Below are 15,693 nucleotides of genomic sequence, written 5' to 3'. Positions count from 1 at the left end.
CTAGTGCGCCGAGTAGGTCGGAATCGGCAATCCGCTCACCAGACTGGCCCCGGGTGCGCTCGCCTGGGGGACGTTCGCTTGCGGGATACGCGCTTGGGAAACGCTTGCCTGGACGGTGCTTGCCTGGACGGTGCTTGCCTGAGCCGGCATCGCCGCGGGCGGTGCCGCAGGCGCGATCGCGGCCGGCATCATGACCGGTTCGGCCACGGCCACCGGGATCGCAACCACAACCGGGTCCGTGACGGGAGCCTCGGCGGGTGCGATGGCCAGCGGCGTCGGTGCGGCGGGCGCCACCAGCGCCATGGCGGTGGGCGGGAGCGCCGCAGGGGCGGGGGCGCCGGGCTTGCGCTTCTCGTAGAAGGCGTTGCCGCCGGCGACCGCCACGTAATGCATGTTGTTGTAGGGGTAGGTGCGCCCGGCGGTGTGGAAGTACATCGCCCGCCCGACCTTGGGATGGCGCTGCCCATCGAGCACCGCGTCGGTCACTTCGGCGACCTTCTTCAGGTCTTTCTCCGCCATCGGCTTCGTCAGCACGCCGGTGGCGAACTGGCGCGGCTGGCCGACCACGGCGCAGATGCCGCCATTGGGGAAGGCCGCCGCCTCCAGGCGGTTCATCACCACGGTGCCGACCGCGAGCAGACCCTCCGCATCGGTGCGGTTCGATTCGAAGTACATGGCCCGGCCGAGGCAATCGCGCTCCTGATCCGTCACCGCCATGGCCAGGGGACGCGGCGCGGTTCCGCCGAGGGACCCCGTCGACCCGGGGGCGTTGCAGGCGCCAAGGCCCGTCGTCGTCAGCACCAGGACCAAGGGCAGCCCTGTCTTCGCCGATCGGGGAATCCCCATGCCGTCTCGCTCCGCGCCTGTTTGGTGGTCAAGCTTGGGGATGAATCTGGGTTCTTTTCGGGCAAGCCGGCCGGATCGTCGCGAAACGCCCGATTCGGGGCGTCAGGTCTCGCGATCGTACCGGAACGCGTCCGGCACCCGCGGCATCCCGATATGGTCGTAGAAGGTGATCGCGTCCGGGGCCGCCGTGAGCAGCACGGAAGCCTGCGGCCCCACCGCCGCACGGGTCGCCTCGATCAGGCCCTGGCCGATCCCGAGGCCCTGCGCCGAGCGGCAGACCGCGAGATCCGACAGGTAGGCGCAGAACGCAAAGTCGGTGAGCGTGCGGGCGACGCCCATCAGCGCGCCGTCGTGCCGGGCGGTGACGACGAGATCGGCGCGGGCGATCATCGTCGCGAGCCGGGCGAGGTCGTCGGCGGGCCTGCGCGGGGCGAGGCCCGATTCGATCAGGACGCGGCGGAACTCCGCCGCGTCGAGGTCCGGCTCGAGGCCGTAGACGATGCCCGCCACCGGCTCAGGCCGAGAGCGTGCCGTGGCAATGCTTGTACTTCTTGCCCGAGCCGCACGGGCACGGCTCGTTGCGTCCGACCCGGCCCCAGGTGGTGGCATCGGTAGGGTCGCGCTCCGGCACGGCCGCATCCGTCGACAGGGCCTGCGCGGTGTAGCCGTAGGCCGGCCCCGCACCGCCGTCGCTGCCCGTACCGGAATAGTCCATCTCGTTCTCGCCCGTGACGGGATCGAGGTGCTGGGCGAACATCTGCGGCAGCGGGGTTTGAGCGAACGGGTTCGTCCCGCCCTCGGGGGTCTGGTCCTCGTACATGATCTCGATGCGCGAGAGCTGCTGCGTCACCTGCTCGCGCAGTGAGCCGACGAGGCCGTTGAACAGGTCGAAGGCTTCGGACTTGTACTCGTTGAGCGGGTCGCGCTGGGCGACGCCGCGCCAGCCCACCACCTGACGCAGGTGGTCGAGGGTGACGAGGTGCTCGCGCCAGAGGTGGTCGAGGGTCTGCAGGAGCACCTGCTTCTCGACATAGGTCATCACCTCGGGCGTGTTCTTCTCGGTCCGGGTCGCATAGGCGTCGTCCGCCGCCTGCCGCAGGCGATCGCGCATCTCCTCGTCGGCGATGCCCTCCTCCTTGGCCCAATCCTCCACCGGCACATCGAGGTTGAGCACCGTGGTCACGCGCTCGCGCAGGCCCTCGACGTCCCATTGCTCGGCATAGGCGTTCTCCGGCACGTGGACCGAGACGAGGTCGTCGACGACGCCGTGGCGCATCTCGTCCACGGTGTCGCGCACGCTGTCCTGGCCCATGAAGTCGCGGCGCTGCTCGAACACGACCTTGCGCTGGTCGTTCATGACGTTGTCGTACTTGAGCACGTTCTTGCGCATGTCGAAGTTGCGCGCCTCGACCTTCTGCTGCGCCTTCTCGATGGCCTTGTTGATCCAGGGGTGGATGATCGCCTCGCCCTGCTCGAGGCCGAGCCGCGTCAGCATTCCGTCCATGCGGTCGGATCCGAAGATCCGCATCAGGTCGTCCTGCAGCGAGAGGTAGAACTTCGAGCGGCCGGGATCGCCCTGGCGACCCGAGCGGCCGCGCAGCTGGTTGTCGATGCGGCGCGATTCGTGGCGCTCGGTGCCGATGATGTAGAGCCCGCCGGGGAGAGCCTTCTTGCGGCCCGCCTCCGGGTCGGCGGGCTCGCCCGACGCCAGCACCTTGGCCCGGTTCTCCTCGATCTCGGCCTTGATCGCCGCGACCTTCGCCTCCCGCTCCGGCCCCTCGGGAATCCCCGAGAGCTCCTTCTCGACCCGCATCTCGACGTTGCCGCCGAGTTTGATGTCGGTGCCGCGGCCGGCCATGTTGGTGGCGATGGTGATGGCGCCCGGCACACCGGCCTCGGCGACGATGTAGGCCTCCTGCTCGTGGAAGCGGGCGTTGAGCACGGCAAAGCGCTTCGTCACCCGGCCTTCGCGGGCGGCCGCATAGACGTCGGTGAGCGCGTTGAGGTCGGAATAGTCGAGGGGTGTGAAGCCGGCCTTGGTCAGCATCTCGGCCAGATGCTGCGACTTCTCGATCGAGCCGGTGCCGACGAGGATCGGCTGATGGCGCGCATGCGCCTTCTCGATCTCGGCGATGATGCCGTCATACTTCTCGCCCACCGTCCGGTAGACCTCGTCGTCCTCGTCGACGCGCTCGACTTCCTTGTTGGTCGGGATGTCGACGACCTCAAGCTTGTAGATCTCGGCGAACTCGTCGGCTTCCGTCGAGGCGGTTCCGGTCATGCCCGCGAGGTTGGTGTAGAGGCGGAAGTAGTTCTGGAAGGTGATCGAGGCCAGCGTCTGGTTCTCGGGCTGGATCGTCACCCGCTCCTTGGCCTCCAGCGCCTGATGCAGCCCCTCCGAGTAGCGCCGGCCCTGCATCATGCGGCCGGTGAACTCGTCGATGATCACCACCTCCTCGTTCTTGACGATGTAGTCCTTGTCGAGGGTGAACAGGGTGTGGGCACGCAGGGCCTGGTTCACGTGGTGGACGAGGCTGACGTTGTGCGCGTCGTAGAGGTCGCCCTCCTTGAGCAGGTCGGCACCGCGCAACAGGTCCTCGATGAACTCGTTGCCGCTCTCGGTGAGCGAGACCGCACGCTGCTTCTCGTCGAGATCGTAATGCTCGGGCTCGAGATGCGGCATCAACGCATCCACCGAGACATACAGGTCCGAGCGGTCGTCCACCGGGCCGGAGATGATGAGCGGCGTGCGCGCCTCGTCGATGAGGATCGAATCGACCTCGTCGACGATCGCGAAGTTGTGTCCGCGCTGGGCGAGCTGCGACAGCTCGTACTTCATGTTGTCGCGCAGGTAGTCGAACCCGAACTCGTTGTTGGTGCCGTAGGTGATGTCGCAGGCATAGGCCTCTTTGCGCTGCTCGTCGTCGAGGCCGTGCACGATGGTGCCGACGCTGAGACCGAGGAAGCGGTAGACCCGGCCCATCCATTCGGCGTCGCGGGCGGCGAGATAGTCGTTCACGGTGACCACGTGGACGCCCTTGCCCGACAGGCCGTTGAGGTAGACCGGCAGCGTCGCCACCAGGGTCTTGCCCTCGCCGGTGCGCATCTCGGCGATGCCGCTCTCGTGCAGCACCATGCCGCCGATCATCTGCACATCGAAGTGGCGCTGGCCCAGCACGCGCTTGGCCGCCTCGCGCACCGTGGCGAAGGCCGGCACGAGGATGTCGTCGAGGCTCTTGCCGGCGGCGATCTCGGCCTTGAGCATGTCGGTGCGGGCGCGCAGCGCCTCGTCCGACAGGACCGCGATCTCCGGCTCCAGGGCATTGATCTCGGCCACGCGCGGGCGGTAGCCCTTGACGCGACGATCGTTGGACGAGCCGAAAATCTTCTTAGCGAGGGCGCCGAGCATCGTGAACCTGCGGTCGAGATATCTGAAGCGAGATATCGGAAGAGTGCGTGTTGGGCGGGCTTATAGAGGTAAATATTGCAGGACGCATCCGAAAGGGCCGCCCGGCACAGCAGGCCCGCCGATCCCGCGGGCGGTCCCCGGCGCGCCGGTCCCCCGGACGACAGAAAGCCCGCCCGTTTGGCGCGTGCGGGCGTTGCGCTCTCGGACCGAATCGGGAGCGGCGCACGGTCGCGACCGGGCCGGGAGCGGGCACCGAGCCCGGACGGATCGGGTTCCCCACTTGGCTTACCCACTTGGCTGCCCCCTCTTTGTTGACCCCCTCTTGCCCGCCCGTCCTGCCCGCGCCACCTGTGATCCACACCTGCGCCGCAGCGTACCGAACTAGCCTGAAGCGACGCCCCGATCCCGGCCGGCCCAGAGCCGCGAGGGGGCGGCGCCCTACTCTCGAGGAACACCCTTTGATGACGACGCCTCACCTTCTCCGGCGCACCAGCGCCGTGGCCCTGGCTCTTGCGCTGCCGCTCGCCTCCATCGCCCTGCCGATGCAGGCCCTGGCGCAGACGCCTCCGGCCACGGCACCCGCCGCAGCGCCGGCCGCCCCGGTGGCGCCCGACACGGTGATGGCGAAGGTGAACGGCGCCCCCGTCACGGCGGGCGATCTCGCCATCGCGGCCGAGGATCCGGCCCTGTCGCTGCCGGGCGTCGACGACGCCCAGAAGAAGAACCTGCTGATCGACTACATGGTCGACCTCAAGGTCGGCGCTCAGGCCGCGGAGGCCGCCAAGGTCGGCGATTCGCCGGACTTCCAGCGCAAGCTGTCCTACTTCAAGGACAAGCTCCTCCTCGACGAGTACCTGGAGCGCGAAGCCAAGAAGGCGGTGACGCCGGAGGCCGCCAAGGCCCTCTACGAGCAGACCGTGAAGGCGATGAAGCCCGAAGAGGAGGTCCATGCCCGCCACATCCTCGTGGAGAACGAGGACGACGCCAAGAAGATCGCCGCGCGCATCAAGGGCGGCGAGGATTTCGCGAAGGTGGCGGCCGAAGCCTCGAAGGACCCGGGCTCGAAGACCGAGGGCGGCGATCTCGGCTGGTTCACCAAGGAGCGCATGGTCGCGCCCTTCGCCGAGGCCGCGTTCAAGCTCAGCCCCGGCCAGGTCTCCGACCCGGTCAAGACCCAGTTCGGCTGGCATGTGATCAAGCTCGAGGAGAAGCGCACGAAGCCGGTGCCGGCCTTCGCCGAAATGAAGGAGCAGGTCGACCAGTACCTCACCCGCAAGTCGCAGCAGGACCTGATCCTGAAGCTGCGCGAGAGCGCCAAGATCGAGCGCACCAGCGCGGCGCCCGCTCCGACGCCGGAGCCCAAAACCCCCTGATCCGACCGCGCGCTGGACCGGGGGGCTGTCAGGCCGCCTGGTCCAGCGTCGGCACGGACAGCTCGACCCGGTCGCGGCCCTTGCGCTTGGCGCGGTAGAGGGCCGCGTCGGCGGTTCTCAGGAGGGTGTCGAGATCGCGGCCCCAGGTCCGGTTCGTCGCCGCGCCGATGCTGACGCTCACCGCGAGGCGCGGAAAGGCCGGGACCCGGAGACCGGACACCGCCCTGCGGATCAGCTCTGCGGCGGCCAGGGCGTCTTCGTGCGCGAGATCCGGTACGAGGCAGGCGAATTCCTCGCCGCCCATCCGCCCGAACACCGCACCTGTCGGCAGGAGCGCCTGCGCCGTGTGACAGAATCCGACCAGGACGCCGTCTCCCACCGCATGGCCGTAGGCATCGTTGATGCGCTTGAAATGGTCGAGGTCGAACAGCAGCAGGGTCGCGGTCCGGTCGCGCTGCGCGAGGATCGCCTGCGCGCCGGCGACGAAGGCACGCCGGCTGGCGATGCCGGTGAGCGGATCGGTATCGGCAGCCAGTCGCTGGAGGCGCTCCGCCCGTTCCTTGGTGAGGGCCATGAACACGAAGGCGATGGAGAGCGTGAACAGCATGCCCGCGCAGCACAGGATCGCGAGCCACTGCGATTGCAGGGGGTTGTAGCCCGGTGGCGGCGACGGTGCCACCATCGCCAACGGAATCCGCACCCAGTAGGCGAGCGTGTAGCCGCCCAGCAGGATCATCGCCGGCCAGCGTGAAAGCAGCGGCTCGGCCCGTCCCCGCCAGACTTCGATTCCTGCCGCGAGGCAGAACAGGCCGGCCAATGCCGAGGCCAGGATCACACGGGCGGGCAGCGAGGCGAAGAAGTCCGGAATCAGGCAGGCCCCGCCCCACAGGGCGACGCTCCCGACCACCGGAGCGAGCCAGGCGGGGCGCCCTTCAAACGCCCGCGTCCCGCTCCAGATCAATCCGTAGGCGCCGATGATCAAGGCGTTGGCGAGCCCGATGGAGGCCCAGTCCGGGATCACGCCGCGGAGGGAGAGCAGGGCCGAGGCCGAGGCACCCACCAGATGGGCGACACCCCAGATCGCCAGCGCTCGCATGGCCCTCGCCTGGCTCCACGACAGCAGGAACAGGCTCCCGACCGTGAAGGTCAGGATCACGGTCACCAGCAACAGTGTCGGAGCATCGAGCCGCATTCATCGCTTCCGCGCTTGCCGCAGGCGTATCCCTCTGGCCGAGGCGCCCGTTCTTCGCGGGTTTTAACGCCGACAGTGCCATCCAAAGGTGAACTCGCGCGCGGACTTGCGACTTCAGTCGGTATTTAAGCCTCGAAAAACGTCACGATTTGGTGAAAGTTACCAGACGCGGCCGAGGCGGTGGTTCAGGCCCATCGGGCGGCGGCATCAATCCTCCGGCTTCTTGACGCCCGTCGCCGGGCCGAGCGGCGTGATCCGCAAGCTGGTGATCCGGTTCTTGGACTTGCGGAGAACCTGAAACCGAAAGCCGTGGAAGTTGAACGCGGTACCGGTATCGGGGATGGCGCGGGCCTCGTGAATGACGAGACCCGCGATGGTGGTGGCCTCGTCGTCGGGCAGATCCCAGTCCATCGCCCGGTTGAGGTCGCGGATCGGCACGCTGCCGTCCGCGTTCACCGAGCCGTCGCCCTGCGGCCGCACCCCCGAGACCGTGACGTCGTGCTCGTCGGCGATGTCGCCGACGATCTCCTCGAGGATGTCCTCCAGGGTGACGAGGCCCATCACCTCGCCGTACTCGTCGACCACCAGGGCGAAGTGGGTCTTCTTGGTGAGGAACGCCTTGAGCTGATCGCGCAGGGAGGTGGTGTCGGGCACGAACCACGTCTCCAGCGCCAGCGCCTCGACCTTGAGGCCCGACGCGTCTCCGCCGGCGGCATCGAGCGCGCGCAGCAGATCCTTGGCGTGGAGCACGCCGATGATGTTTTCGGAGGAGCCGCGCCACAGCGGCATCCGGGTGTAGGGCGAGGCCAGCACCTCGCGGACGATCTCCTCGGAGGGCAGATCGGCGTTGATGGTGCGCATCTTGGTGCGGTGCACCATGACCTCTGAGACCGAGAGTTCGTGCAGGTCGAGCAATCCCCCGAGCATGTCGCGCTCGGCCTTGGCGACGCCGCCCTCGCGATGGAGCAGGGCCACCTGTCCGCGAATCTCGTCGGTGGCGGACAGGATCGACTGGTGCTCGCCGATGCTGACGCCGAAGGGGCGCAGCATCAGGCGGACCAGATGCTCGATGGCGAGGGCGAGCGGCCCGAGCAGGGCGACGGCGAAGGCCACCGGCCGGGCCATGAGCAGGGCCGCCCGGTCGGGATTGTTGATGGCCAGCGTCTTGGGCAGCACTTCGGCGAAGACGATGACCAGCACCGACATCACCCCGGTGGCGTAGAGCACGCCGCTCTTGCCGAACATCGTCGTCAGCACGCTCGTGGTGAAGGCCGAGGCACCGATGGCGACGATGTTGTAGCCGATCAGCATGGCGCCGATGAAGCGCTCGCGGATCGCCAGGATGCGGTTGACGAGGCGGGCCCGCGGGTCGCCCGCGGTCTCCAGGCTCAGCATCCGGGCCCGCGAGGCGGCGGTGAAGGCGGTCTCGGCGCCCGCGAAGAAGGCCGAAAGCAGCAGCGAGATCGCGACGATGCTCGCCGCCAGCCAGAGATCGGTGTGGGATTCCATGAGAGCCGGTGCCGGAAGAGGTCGCGCGCGGCGGCGTCGGGGCCGGCCGCATCGGCGCCTGTCCTAACACAGCCGCTCCCGCCGGGTTCAAGCGCGCGCGATCAGGTTCCCCGGATGAGATCCTTGATGCGCGCGGCCAGCACCTCCATCACGAACGGCTTGGTCAGCACCTGCATTCCGGGGTCGAGATAGCCGTTGCCGAGCACGGCGTTCTCCGCGTAGCCGGTGATGAACAGCACCTTCAGGTCGGGCCGCACCAAGCGTCCGGCATCGGCCATCTGGCGCCCGTTCATGCCGCCCGGCAGGCCGACGTCGCTGACGAGGAGATCGAGGCGCACGTCCGATTGCAGGACCTTGAGGCCGGCCGCGCCATCGGCCGCCTCGATGGCGGTGTAGCCGAGATCCTCCAGCACCTCGGCGACCAGCATGCGCACGGTGGGCTCGTCGTCGACGATCAGGACGGTCTGGCCCTGCTCGGCGCGGGGCGCGGCGCCGAGATCGGCGATCGCCTCCTCGTCCGCCGCCGGGCCGTAATGGCGCGGCAGATAGAGGCACATGGTCGTGCCCTGGCCGATTTCCGAATAGATCCGGACCTGCCCTCCCGATTGCCGGGCAAAGCCGTAGATCATCGAGAGGCCGAGCCCGGTCCCTTCGCCGATCGGCTTCGTGGTGAAGAACGGATCGAAGGCGCGCGCCTTCACCTCCGTGGTCATGCCCTCGCCGGTATCGGTCACGCACAGCGAGAGATACTGCCCCGGCACGAGGTCGCGCTCGCGGGCGCCCCGTTCGTCGAGCCATTTGTTGGCGGTCTCGATGGTGATGCGCCCGCCCCTCGGCATGGCGTCGCGGGCGTTGATGCAGAGGTTCAGCAACGCGTTCTCGAGCTGGTTGGGGTCGACCAGCGCCGCCCACAGGCCGGCGGCGCCCACCACCTCGATGGTCACGCCGGGGCCGACGGTGCGGCGGATCAGGTCCTCCATGCCGGAGACAAGGGCATTGATGCCGGTGGGCTTCGGCGCCAGCGTCTGCCGGCGCGAGAAGGCGAGCAGTCGGTGCGTGAGGGCGGCGGCCCGCCGGGAGGCACCCTGCGCCGCGTTGATGTAGCGATCGAGATCGGTCATCCGCCCCTGGCTCATCCGGGTCTGCAGCAATTCGAGGCTGCCGGAGATGCCGGTGAGCAGGTTGTTGAAGTCGTGCGCGAGGCCGCCGGTGAGCTGGCCCACCGCCTCCATCTTCTGCGCCTGGCGCAGGGCCTCCTCGGTGTGGTGCTGCTCGGTGACGTCGCGGCCGACGATGTAGAAGATCTCGCCCTCCGGGGCGGCGGTCCACATCACCACCCGCTGCGCGCCGTCCTTGCGCGCGATCCGGTCGGTGAAGCCCGTCACCGTTTCGCCCGCGGCCAGGCGCCGGATCACGTCCGCGGTCTCGGCATGGTCGGCGGGGTCGATCAGCGTGACGAAGGGCGCGGCGAGCAGTTCGGCCTCCGACCAGCCCAGCGTCCGGCTCCAGGCCGGGTTCACCGCCTTCAGGTAGCCGTCGAGCCCGGCGGTGCCCATCAGGTCGGTGGTGGTCTCCCAGATGCGGTCGCGCTCGCGCGTGCGGCTCTCGATCTGCCGCTCCAGCGCGGCATTGAGGCGGGAGAGTTCGGCCGCCGCCGACCGCCGGTCGTCGATGTCGGTGTTGGTGCCGACCCAGCGGATGATGGCGCCGCCGGCGGCGCGGATCGGCTCGGCCCGGACCAGGAACCAGCGATACGCCCCGTCCGCGCGCCGGATGCGGAACTCCGCCTCGTAGCGCTCCCCCGAAGCCAGCGCCTGCCCCCAGGTCCGGATCACGCCGGCGACGTCGTCCGGGTGGATCAGGGTGCCCCACGCCGAGCCATCGAGGTCGCCGGGTTCGGCACCGCTATAGGCGTAGACCTGCGCGTTGAACCAATCGAGGTGGCCGCCGGCCGAGGCCGCCCAGACATGGTTGGGCATGGCCTCGGCGAAGGCGCGGAACTGCGCCTCGCTCGCCCGGCGCGCGGCCTCGGCCCGCGCCCGCTCGGTGGCGGCGCGCACGCGCTCGGCGACGTTGCGGATGAAGGCGAGTTCCTCCCGCGACCACGCCCGTGCGGTGGCATGGTTGAGGTAGAGCAGGGCGACGAAGCCGCCATGCTCGGTCAGCGGCATGTTGACGAAGGAGTGGGCCGAGATCGCCTTGAGCGCGCCAGCCGTCGCGGCGGTGCGCGGATCGGTTTCGGCATCGGCACAGATGACCGTCTCGCCGCGCTTGAGATCCTCGATATACGAGCCGTAATCGCGAAAATGCAGGGTTCCGGCCAGGCTCACGATGCCCGGCGCGTTCCAGTCGCGCTCGATCGTGATGGTCTCGGTGGCCGGGTCGATGGTGCCATAGCCGGCCCGGCTCACCCCGAGGGTCTGCCCCAGGATCTCGGCGGCGGCGAAGGCCATCTGCGCGGTGTCGTCGAGGTCGCGCAGGCGGTCGCCGAGATCGGCGATGGCGAGGCGTCGCGCATCGGCCGCATTGCGCTCGTCGGTGTCGACCACGAGGACGAAGAAGCCGTCGACCGCACCCGAATCGCTCCGGCGCGGAATGTATTCGATGGCGCAGGCCCGGTTGCGGCCGGCGGCATCCGGCAGAACGCCGTCGACGGCGACGTGCTCGCCGGCCAGCGCCCGGTCCATCAACGGGCGGCGCTCGGCGAAGACGGCGTCACCGAGCACGTCGCGCACATGGACGCCGACCATGCCCTCGACGGGGCGCCCAAACCAGTTTTCGTAATAGCGATTGTTGAAGCGGTAGACGTAGTCCCGATCGACAGAGGCCACGAGGACCGGCAGCGCATCGGTGATGAGGCGCAACTCCTGCTCGCTGCGTCCCGACGGCGTGTCGCTCAGCCGCTCGACCTGTGTTTCCAGTTCGCGGACCCGGTGCCGGAGACGGGCGATCTCGTCTTGGTCGGTATCTTGCCGGTTGTTGTCTTGCCCGTCCGTATCCTGCCGGTCGCTCACGCGCACCTCCCGCCGACCTGGGCGAGATGGGGCGGGATGGCGGATCGGGGCGCGGGCCGCATGCTCAACCGGCGCTCAATTCGTCGGTGAGGAAGGCGCGAACCTCCGACGCGTCGATGCCGGGGGCGATGAAGCTTCGGCCGATGCCGCGGGCGAGGATGAAGGTCAGCGCGCCGTCGCGGACCTTCTTGTCCTGAGCCATGGCGTCCAACAGGGCGTCGGCATCGCCGCAGCCCCCCGGAACCGCCTGGAGCGTCGTCGGCAGGCCGGCGAGGGCGAGGTGGTTGGCGACGCGCCCCGCATCCTGGCCCGGGCACAGACCGAGGCGGGCCGAGAACCGGAACGCCAGCGCCAACCCGATCGCGACGCCCTCGCCGTGGACGAGACGGTCGGATTCATAAAACGTCAGCCGCTCCAAAGCGTGGCCGAAGGTGTGGCCGAGGTTGAGCAGGGCGCGCTCGCCGTCCTCGCGCTCGTCGCGCACCACCACGCCCGCCTTGGCGCGGCAGCAGATCGCCACCGCCTCCTCGCGCTGCGGGCCGCCGGAGAAGATGCCGCCCCAGTTGGCTTCGCACCAGTCGAAGAAGCCGGCATCCGCAATGAGGCCGTACTTGGCGACTTCGGCGTAGCCGGCGCGCATCTCGCGCTCCGACAGGGTGTCGAGGGTTGCGGTGTCGGCCAGCACCAGGCGCGGCTGGTGGAAGGCGCCGATCAGGTTCTTGCCGAGCGGGGAATTGATGCCGGTCTTGCCGCCCACCGAGGAATCGACCTGCGCGAGCAGGGAGGTCGGTGCCTGCACGAAGCGGACGCCGCGCCGGAGCGTAGCGGCGGCGAAGCCCGCGAGATCGCCGACGACACCGCCGCCGAGCGCCACCACGAGATCGTTGCGCTCCACTTTGTGGGCGAGAAGGCCGTCGCAGACCTGCGCGTAGGTGGCGTAGCATTTCGAGGCCTCGCCCGGTGCCACCACCACGAGGCCCGAGCGCAGGCCCGCCGCCTCCAGGCTGCTCTGCAGACGCTCGGCATAGAGGGCGGCGACGTTGGCGTCGGTGACGATCACGGCGGCCTTGGCGCCGAGCGCCGCCACCCGCGCCCCGGCCGCGTCGAGGAGACCGCGGCCGATCAGGATGTCGTAGGCGCGGCCCTGGTCGAGGGGAACGTCCACCGTCAGAGGGTCGGTCACTGTGCGGCGATGCCTTGATGATTGGGCCCGTTGAGATGGGCGTCGAGGGCTTCCATCACGTCCTGCACGACGCGGTCATGGGCGACGTCGCGCGAGTACACCACCACCTCGGCGGTGGCATAGACCGGGTGGCGCACCTCCATCAGCTGGCGCAGCGTCTCCTCCGGGTCCTCGGTCTGCAGGAGCGGGCGGCCACCGCGCTTGCGCACGCGCCGCATCAGCACGTCGAGTTCGGCCTTGAGCCAGACCGAGACGCCGGCCTGCGCGACGCCCTCCCGCGTTGACTGGCGCATGAAGGCGCCGCCGCCGGTGGCGAGCACCAGCGGACCTTCGCGCAGGACACGGGCGATCACCCGCTCCTCGACATCCCGAAAGCTCGGCTCGCCGTAGATGGCGAAGATGTCCGGGATGGTGAGCTTGGCCGCGGTCTCGATCTCGAGGTCGGCATCCTTGAACATCAGCCCGAGGCGCGAGGCCAGCCGCCGGCCCACCGTGCTCTTGCCCGCCCCCATGAGACCGACGAGCACGATGGACCGGTCGCCCAGCGCGCGGCGCAGGCGAACTTCGGTCGGCTCGCCGACAGGCTCGCCGAGGGGCACGTCGCCCGGAAGCCTGTCGCCCGGAGGCGTGGTCTCGGTCATCACGGATATCTTCGCATCGTCCTGTGGTCTTAGCGCGTTTTCCGGTGTGGGCGAAGCCGCCGTGGTATTGCGGCGCACGCTGTGGCTCCGAAGTCATTGCCTTCGCGGCGTGTGCATGATGCAACCTCGGGCACGGCGTACGAGGCAGGCTGGCCTGTCCTTGGGCATACATCCCAATTCCCCTTCGCCGCACGATCGAGGTTCGACCGAGTGCCGACCCTGTTCCGCTTCATCGCTACCCTCGCCATCCTCGGCGGCCTCGCCTTCGCGGGCCTGTTCGCGCTGGCGACGCTCGTGGTGCCGACCCCGCGTGAGATGAGCGTGACGATTCCGGCCTCGAAGCTGCAGCCTCCACCCGGCCGGTGACACAGGCACCGGAGACACAGGCACCGGACAAGCCGAACGGGCACCTGATCCGGGACTATCTCGACATGCTCGCCGCCGAGCGGGGCGCTGCGGCCAACACCCTGGCCGCCTATCGGCGGGATCTCGACGATTATCTCGGCGTCCTGGCCGGCGAGGGGCTCGACCCGGTGACGATCGAAGCCGCCCCCTTACGCGCCTACATGGCGGGTCTCGAGACGCGCGGGCTCTCGGCCGCCTCGGCGGCCCGTCGCCTGTCCTGTATCCGGGGGTTCCACCGGTTTCTCTACGCGGAAGGGTTCGCGGACGACGATCCGAGTGCGCCCGTGGCGGGGCCGCGCCGTGCCCAGGCACTGCCGAAGGTGCTCTCGGTGGCGGAGGTGGACCGGCTGCTCACGGTGGCGCGCGCCCAGGTGACGACAAAGGCCGGTGCCGCGCCGCGGGCCAAGCGCATGCTCTGCCTGATCGAGTTGCTCTACGCCACGGGCCTGCGCGTCTCCGAGCTCATCGCCCTGCCGCGCAGTGCCGCCTCCACCAAGGAGCGCTACCTCGTGGTGAAGGGCAAGGGTGGGCGCGAGCGGCTGGTGCCGCTCACCGAGGTGGCGCGGGAGGCCATGCGCGACCACCTCGCCACCCTGTCGATCGACGGTCCGTGGCTGTTTCCTGCCGACAGCGAGAGCGGGCACCTGACCCGACAGGCCTTCGGTCGCGATCTCAAGCTCGCCGCCGCCGCCGCCGGTTTGCGCCCCGACCGGGTCAGCCCGCACGTGCTGCGCCACGCCTTCGCCAGCCATCTCCTGCAGAACGGGGCGGATCTGCGGATCGTGCAGGAGCTCCTCGGACATGCCGACATCGCGACGACGCAGATCTACACCCACGTCCTCGACGAACGCCTCAAGAGCATGGTCCGCGACCTCCACCCGCTCGCCGACGAGTGACGCAATCCGATTTATTTCCATGAGAAAACAAATCGGATTGCCGGCTTTGTACCCGCGGATACGGGATCAGGCGACGGCGTCTTCGTGCAGGGTGTCCTCGATATAGAGTTGCGCCAGCAGGACCTTGATCACCGCCATCAGCGGCAGGGCGAGGGCGATGCCCCACAGGCCGAACAGCACGCCGAGCACGAGCTGGCCGGCGAAGATCGTCGCCGGCGGGATGTCGAGCGCCCGCTTCTGGATGAACGGGGTCAGGCCGTAACTCTCGAGGCACTGGACCACCAGATAGACGCCAATCGCCCCGAGCAGCGCCGTGGTGCCCGAGGCGAGGGCGGCGAGAATGATCACGGCGCCGGCGATCAGCGGACCGATCGTCGGGATGAAGGCCAGCAGCCCCGCCTGCAGGCCGAGGATGAGCGCTCCGCCGATGCCCAGGAAGGCGAGCCCGGCCCAGGTGCAGACGAAGATCGCCGTCATGGTGATGAGCTGGCCGAACAGCCAGTGCCGCAGGGTCTCGCCCATGCCGTCGAGGAGGGCGGTGGCCCGCTCCCGGTGCCGGGGCGGCACGAACCGCACGGCCCCGTCGCGATAGGCGCCCGGATCGGCGGCCACCGAGAGGCCGAGGAAGACGATGACGAGGACGTTGCCGAGCGCGCCGAATAGCCCGATCACCACCGAGGCCGCCGGACCGAGGACGCTGCCGGCCTCCGACAGGAGCGAGCCGGGGCTCTTCATCGCGCCGGAGGCCAGACCGGCAAAGCCGCCGGGTTTCTGCGAGCCCGCCTCCGCTTCATCCTCGGGCTTGGGCGCGCCCTCCTCCTTCGGCGAAGGCGCATTGAAGGCCGGAATGTCGATGCCGTAACCCTTCAGCCGGTCGCGGAGCGAGCCGGCCTGGGAGGTCACGGTCTGTCCGAGGTCGCGGCCCTGCTGGACCACCGTCGCGCCTCCGAAGGCGATGAGGGAGAGGCTGAGGCCGGCGAGCAGGAGGCTGACGAGGCTGAGCCGCAAACCCCGGCTGCCCGGCAGCACCTGGCCGAGCAGTCGGGTCAACCCGTCGAGGAAGACGCCGAGGAGGAGGCCGGCGAAGATCAGAAGCAGCGTCGAGGCCGCCATCCAGGCCAGGGCCATGAGTGCGACGACCGCCACGACGGCGATTCCCGAGACGGCGAGGGACCAGGTCCGGGGTTGGGGCCCGGCGGACTCGGAAGGCATGAAGGGGGTCGGC

Annotated in this window: 12 protein-coding genes; 3 read left to right on the top strand and 9 right to left on the bottom strand. The window is 69.2% G+C overall.

Annotated features, from left to right (window positions below; genetic code table 11):
• The 3 genes from G3T14_RS00430 to secA all read right to left on the bottom strand — a co-directional run bounded on the left by G3T14_RS00430 (window position 1) and on the right by secA (window position 4,255).
• Window positions 1-846, bottom strand: coding sequence for a cell wall hydrolase (locus G3T14_RS00430; RefSeq protein WP_163639056.1), 846 nt, complete (start codon window positions 844-846; stop codon window positions 1-3).
• 102 nt (window positions 847-948) lie between these two features.
• The gene (locus tag G3T14_RS00425; RefSeq protein ID WP_163639055.1) at window positions 949-1,356 is read right to left on the bottom strand and encodes a GNAT family N-acetyltransferase; all 408 of its coding nucleotides are present in this window, start codon (window positions 1,354-1,356) and stop codon (window positions 949-951) included.
• A gap of 4 nt (window positions 1,357-1,360) precedes the next feature.
• Window positions 1,361-4,255, bottom strand: coding sequence for a preprotein translocase subunit SecA (secA, locus tag G3T14_RS00420; protein ID WP_163639054.1), 2,895 nt, complete (start codon window positions 4,253-4,255; stop codon window positions 1,361-1,363).
• A gap of 461 nt (window positions 4,256-4,716) precedes the next feature.
• On the opposite strand from secA, the gene G3T14_RS00415 reads away from it, so the two are divergent.
• On the top strand, window positions 4,717-5,628 hold the full coding sequence (locus G3T14_RS00415; protein WP_163639053.1) for a peptidylprolyl isomerase: 912 nt from the start codon (window positions 4,717-4,719) through the stop codon (window positions 5,626-5,628).
• 28 nt (window positions 5,629-5,656) lie between these two features.
• On the opposite strand, the gene G3T14_RS00410 is transcribed toward G3T14_RS00415, so the two are convergent.
• The 5 genes from G3T14_RS00410 to G3T14_RS00390 all read right to left on the bottom strand — a co-directional run bounded on the left by G3T14_RS00410 (window position 5,657) and on the right by G3T14_RS00390 (window position 13,167).
• The gene (locus G3T14_RS00410) at window positions 5,657-6,820 is read right to left on the bottom strand and encodes a GGDEF domain-containing protein (protein WP_163639052.1); all 1,164 of its coding nucleotides are present in this window, start codon (window positions 6,818-6,820) and stop codon (window positions 5,657-5,659) included.
• 207 nt (window positions 6,821-7,027) lie between these two features.
• A complete protein-coding gene (locus G3T14_RS00405; protein ID WP_163639051.1) occupies window positions 7,028-8,329 on the bottom strand; it encodes an HlyC/CorC family transporter in 1,302 nt (433 codons plus the stop codon).
• 101 nt (window positions 8,330-8,430) lie between these two features.
• On the bottom strand, window positions 8,431-11,343 hold the full coding sequence (locus G3T14_RS00400) for a PAS domain S-box protein (RefSeq protein ID WP_348645177.1): 2,913 nt from the start codon (window positions 11,341-11,343) through the stop codon (window positions 8,431-8,433).
• Between the two features lie 64 nt (window positions 11,344-11,407).
• Window positions 11,408-12,526, bottom strand: a complete 1,119-nt coding sequence (gene aroB, locus G3T14_RS00395) for a 3-dehydroquinate synthase (protein ID WP_163639050.1) — start codon at window positions 12,524-12,526, stop codon at window positions 11,408-11,410.
• Window positions 12,523-13,167, bottom strand: coding sequence for a shikimate kinase (locus G3T14_RS00390; protein WP_163639049.1), 645 nt, complete (start codon window positions 13,165-13,167; stop codon window positions 12,523-12,525). The genes aroB and G3T14_RS00390 overlap by 4 nt, the downstream gene beginning before the upstream one ends.
• Window positions 13,168-13,377: 210 nt before the next feature.
• Here G3T14_RS00390 and G3T14_RS00385 point away from each other — a divergent pair, with 210 nt between their 5' ends.
• Together G3T14_RS00385 and G3T14_RS00380 are read left to right on the top strand one after the other, a co-directional pair.
• Window positions 13,378-13,533 (top strand): histidine kinase, encoded by a 156-nt coding sequence (locus G3T14_RS00385; RefSeq protein WP_163639048.1) that lies wholly within the window; start codon window positions 13,378-13,380, stop codon window positions 13,531-13,533.
• A gap of 65 nt (window positions 13,534-13,598) precedes the next feature.
• Window positions 13,599-14,468 carry a site-specific tyrosine recombinase XerD gene (locus G3T14_RS00380; protein ID WP_204262544.1) on the top strand — a complete coding sequence of 290 codons (870 nt, stop codon included), beginning with the start codon at window positions 13,599-13,601 and terminating at the stop codon, window positions 14,466-14,468.
• 66 nt (window positions 14,469-14,534) lie between these two features.
• Here G3T14_RS00380 and G3T14_RS00375 read toward each other — a convergent pair whose 3' ends face one another.
• The gene (locus G3T14_RS00375; protein WP_163639046.1) at window positions 14,535-15,680 is read right to left on the bottom strand and encodes an AI-2E family transporter; all 1,146 of its coding nucleotides are present in this window, start codon (window positions 15,678-15,680) and stop codon (window positions 14,535-14,537) included.
• Between the last annotated feature and the right edge of the window lie 13 nt (window positions 15,681-15,693).

Origin of the sequence: Methylobacterium sp. BTF04, assembly GCF_010692745.1 — a bacterium.
Lineage (GTDB): Bacteria > Pseudomonadota > Alphaproteobacteria > Rhizobiales > Beijerinckiaceae > Methylobacterium.
The sequence above is the reverse complement of the archived record's forward strand: the minus strand, read 5'-3'. Positions and strand labels throughout refer to the sequence as shown.

Coding starts and splice junctions, on each gene's coding strand:
- G3T14_RS00380 (WP_204262544.1), top strand. CDS start 13,599: ATGCTCGCCGCCGAGCGGGGCGCTGCGGCCAACACCCTGGCCGCCTAT.
- G3T14_RS00430 (WP_163639056.1), bottom strand. CDS start 846: ATGGGGATTCCCCGATCGGCGAAGACAGGGCTGCCCTTGGTCCTGGTG.
- secA (WP_163639054.1), bottom strand. CDS start 4,255: ATGCTCGGCGCCCTCGCTAAGAAGATTTTCGGCTCGTCCAACGATCGT.
- G3T14_RS00405 (WP_163639051.1), bottom strand. CDS start 8,329: ATGGAATCCCACACCGATCTCTGGCTGGCGGCGAGCATCGTCGCGATC.
- G3T14_RS00415 (WP_163639053.1), top strand. CDS start 4,717: ATGACGACGCCTCACCTTCTCCGGCGCACCAGCGCCGTGGCCCTGGCT.
- G3T14_RS00410 (WP_163639052.1), bottom strand. CDS start 6,820: ATGCGGCTCGATGCTCCGACACTGTTGCTGGTGACCGTGATCCTGACC.
- G3T14_RS00375 (WP_163639046.1), bottom strand. CDS start 15,680: ATGCCTTCCGAGTCCGCCGGGCCCCAACCCCGGACCTGGTCCCTCGCC.
- G3T14_RS00390 (WP_163639049.1), bottom strand. CDS start 13,167: ATGACCGAGACCACGCCTCCGGGCGACAGGCTTCCGGGCGACGTGCCC.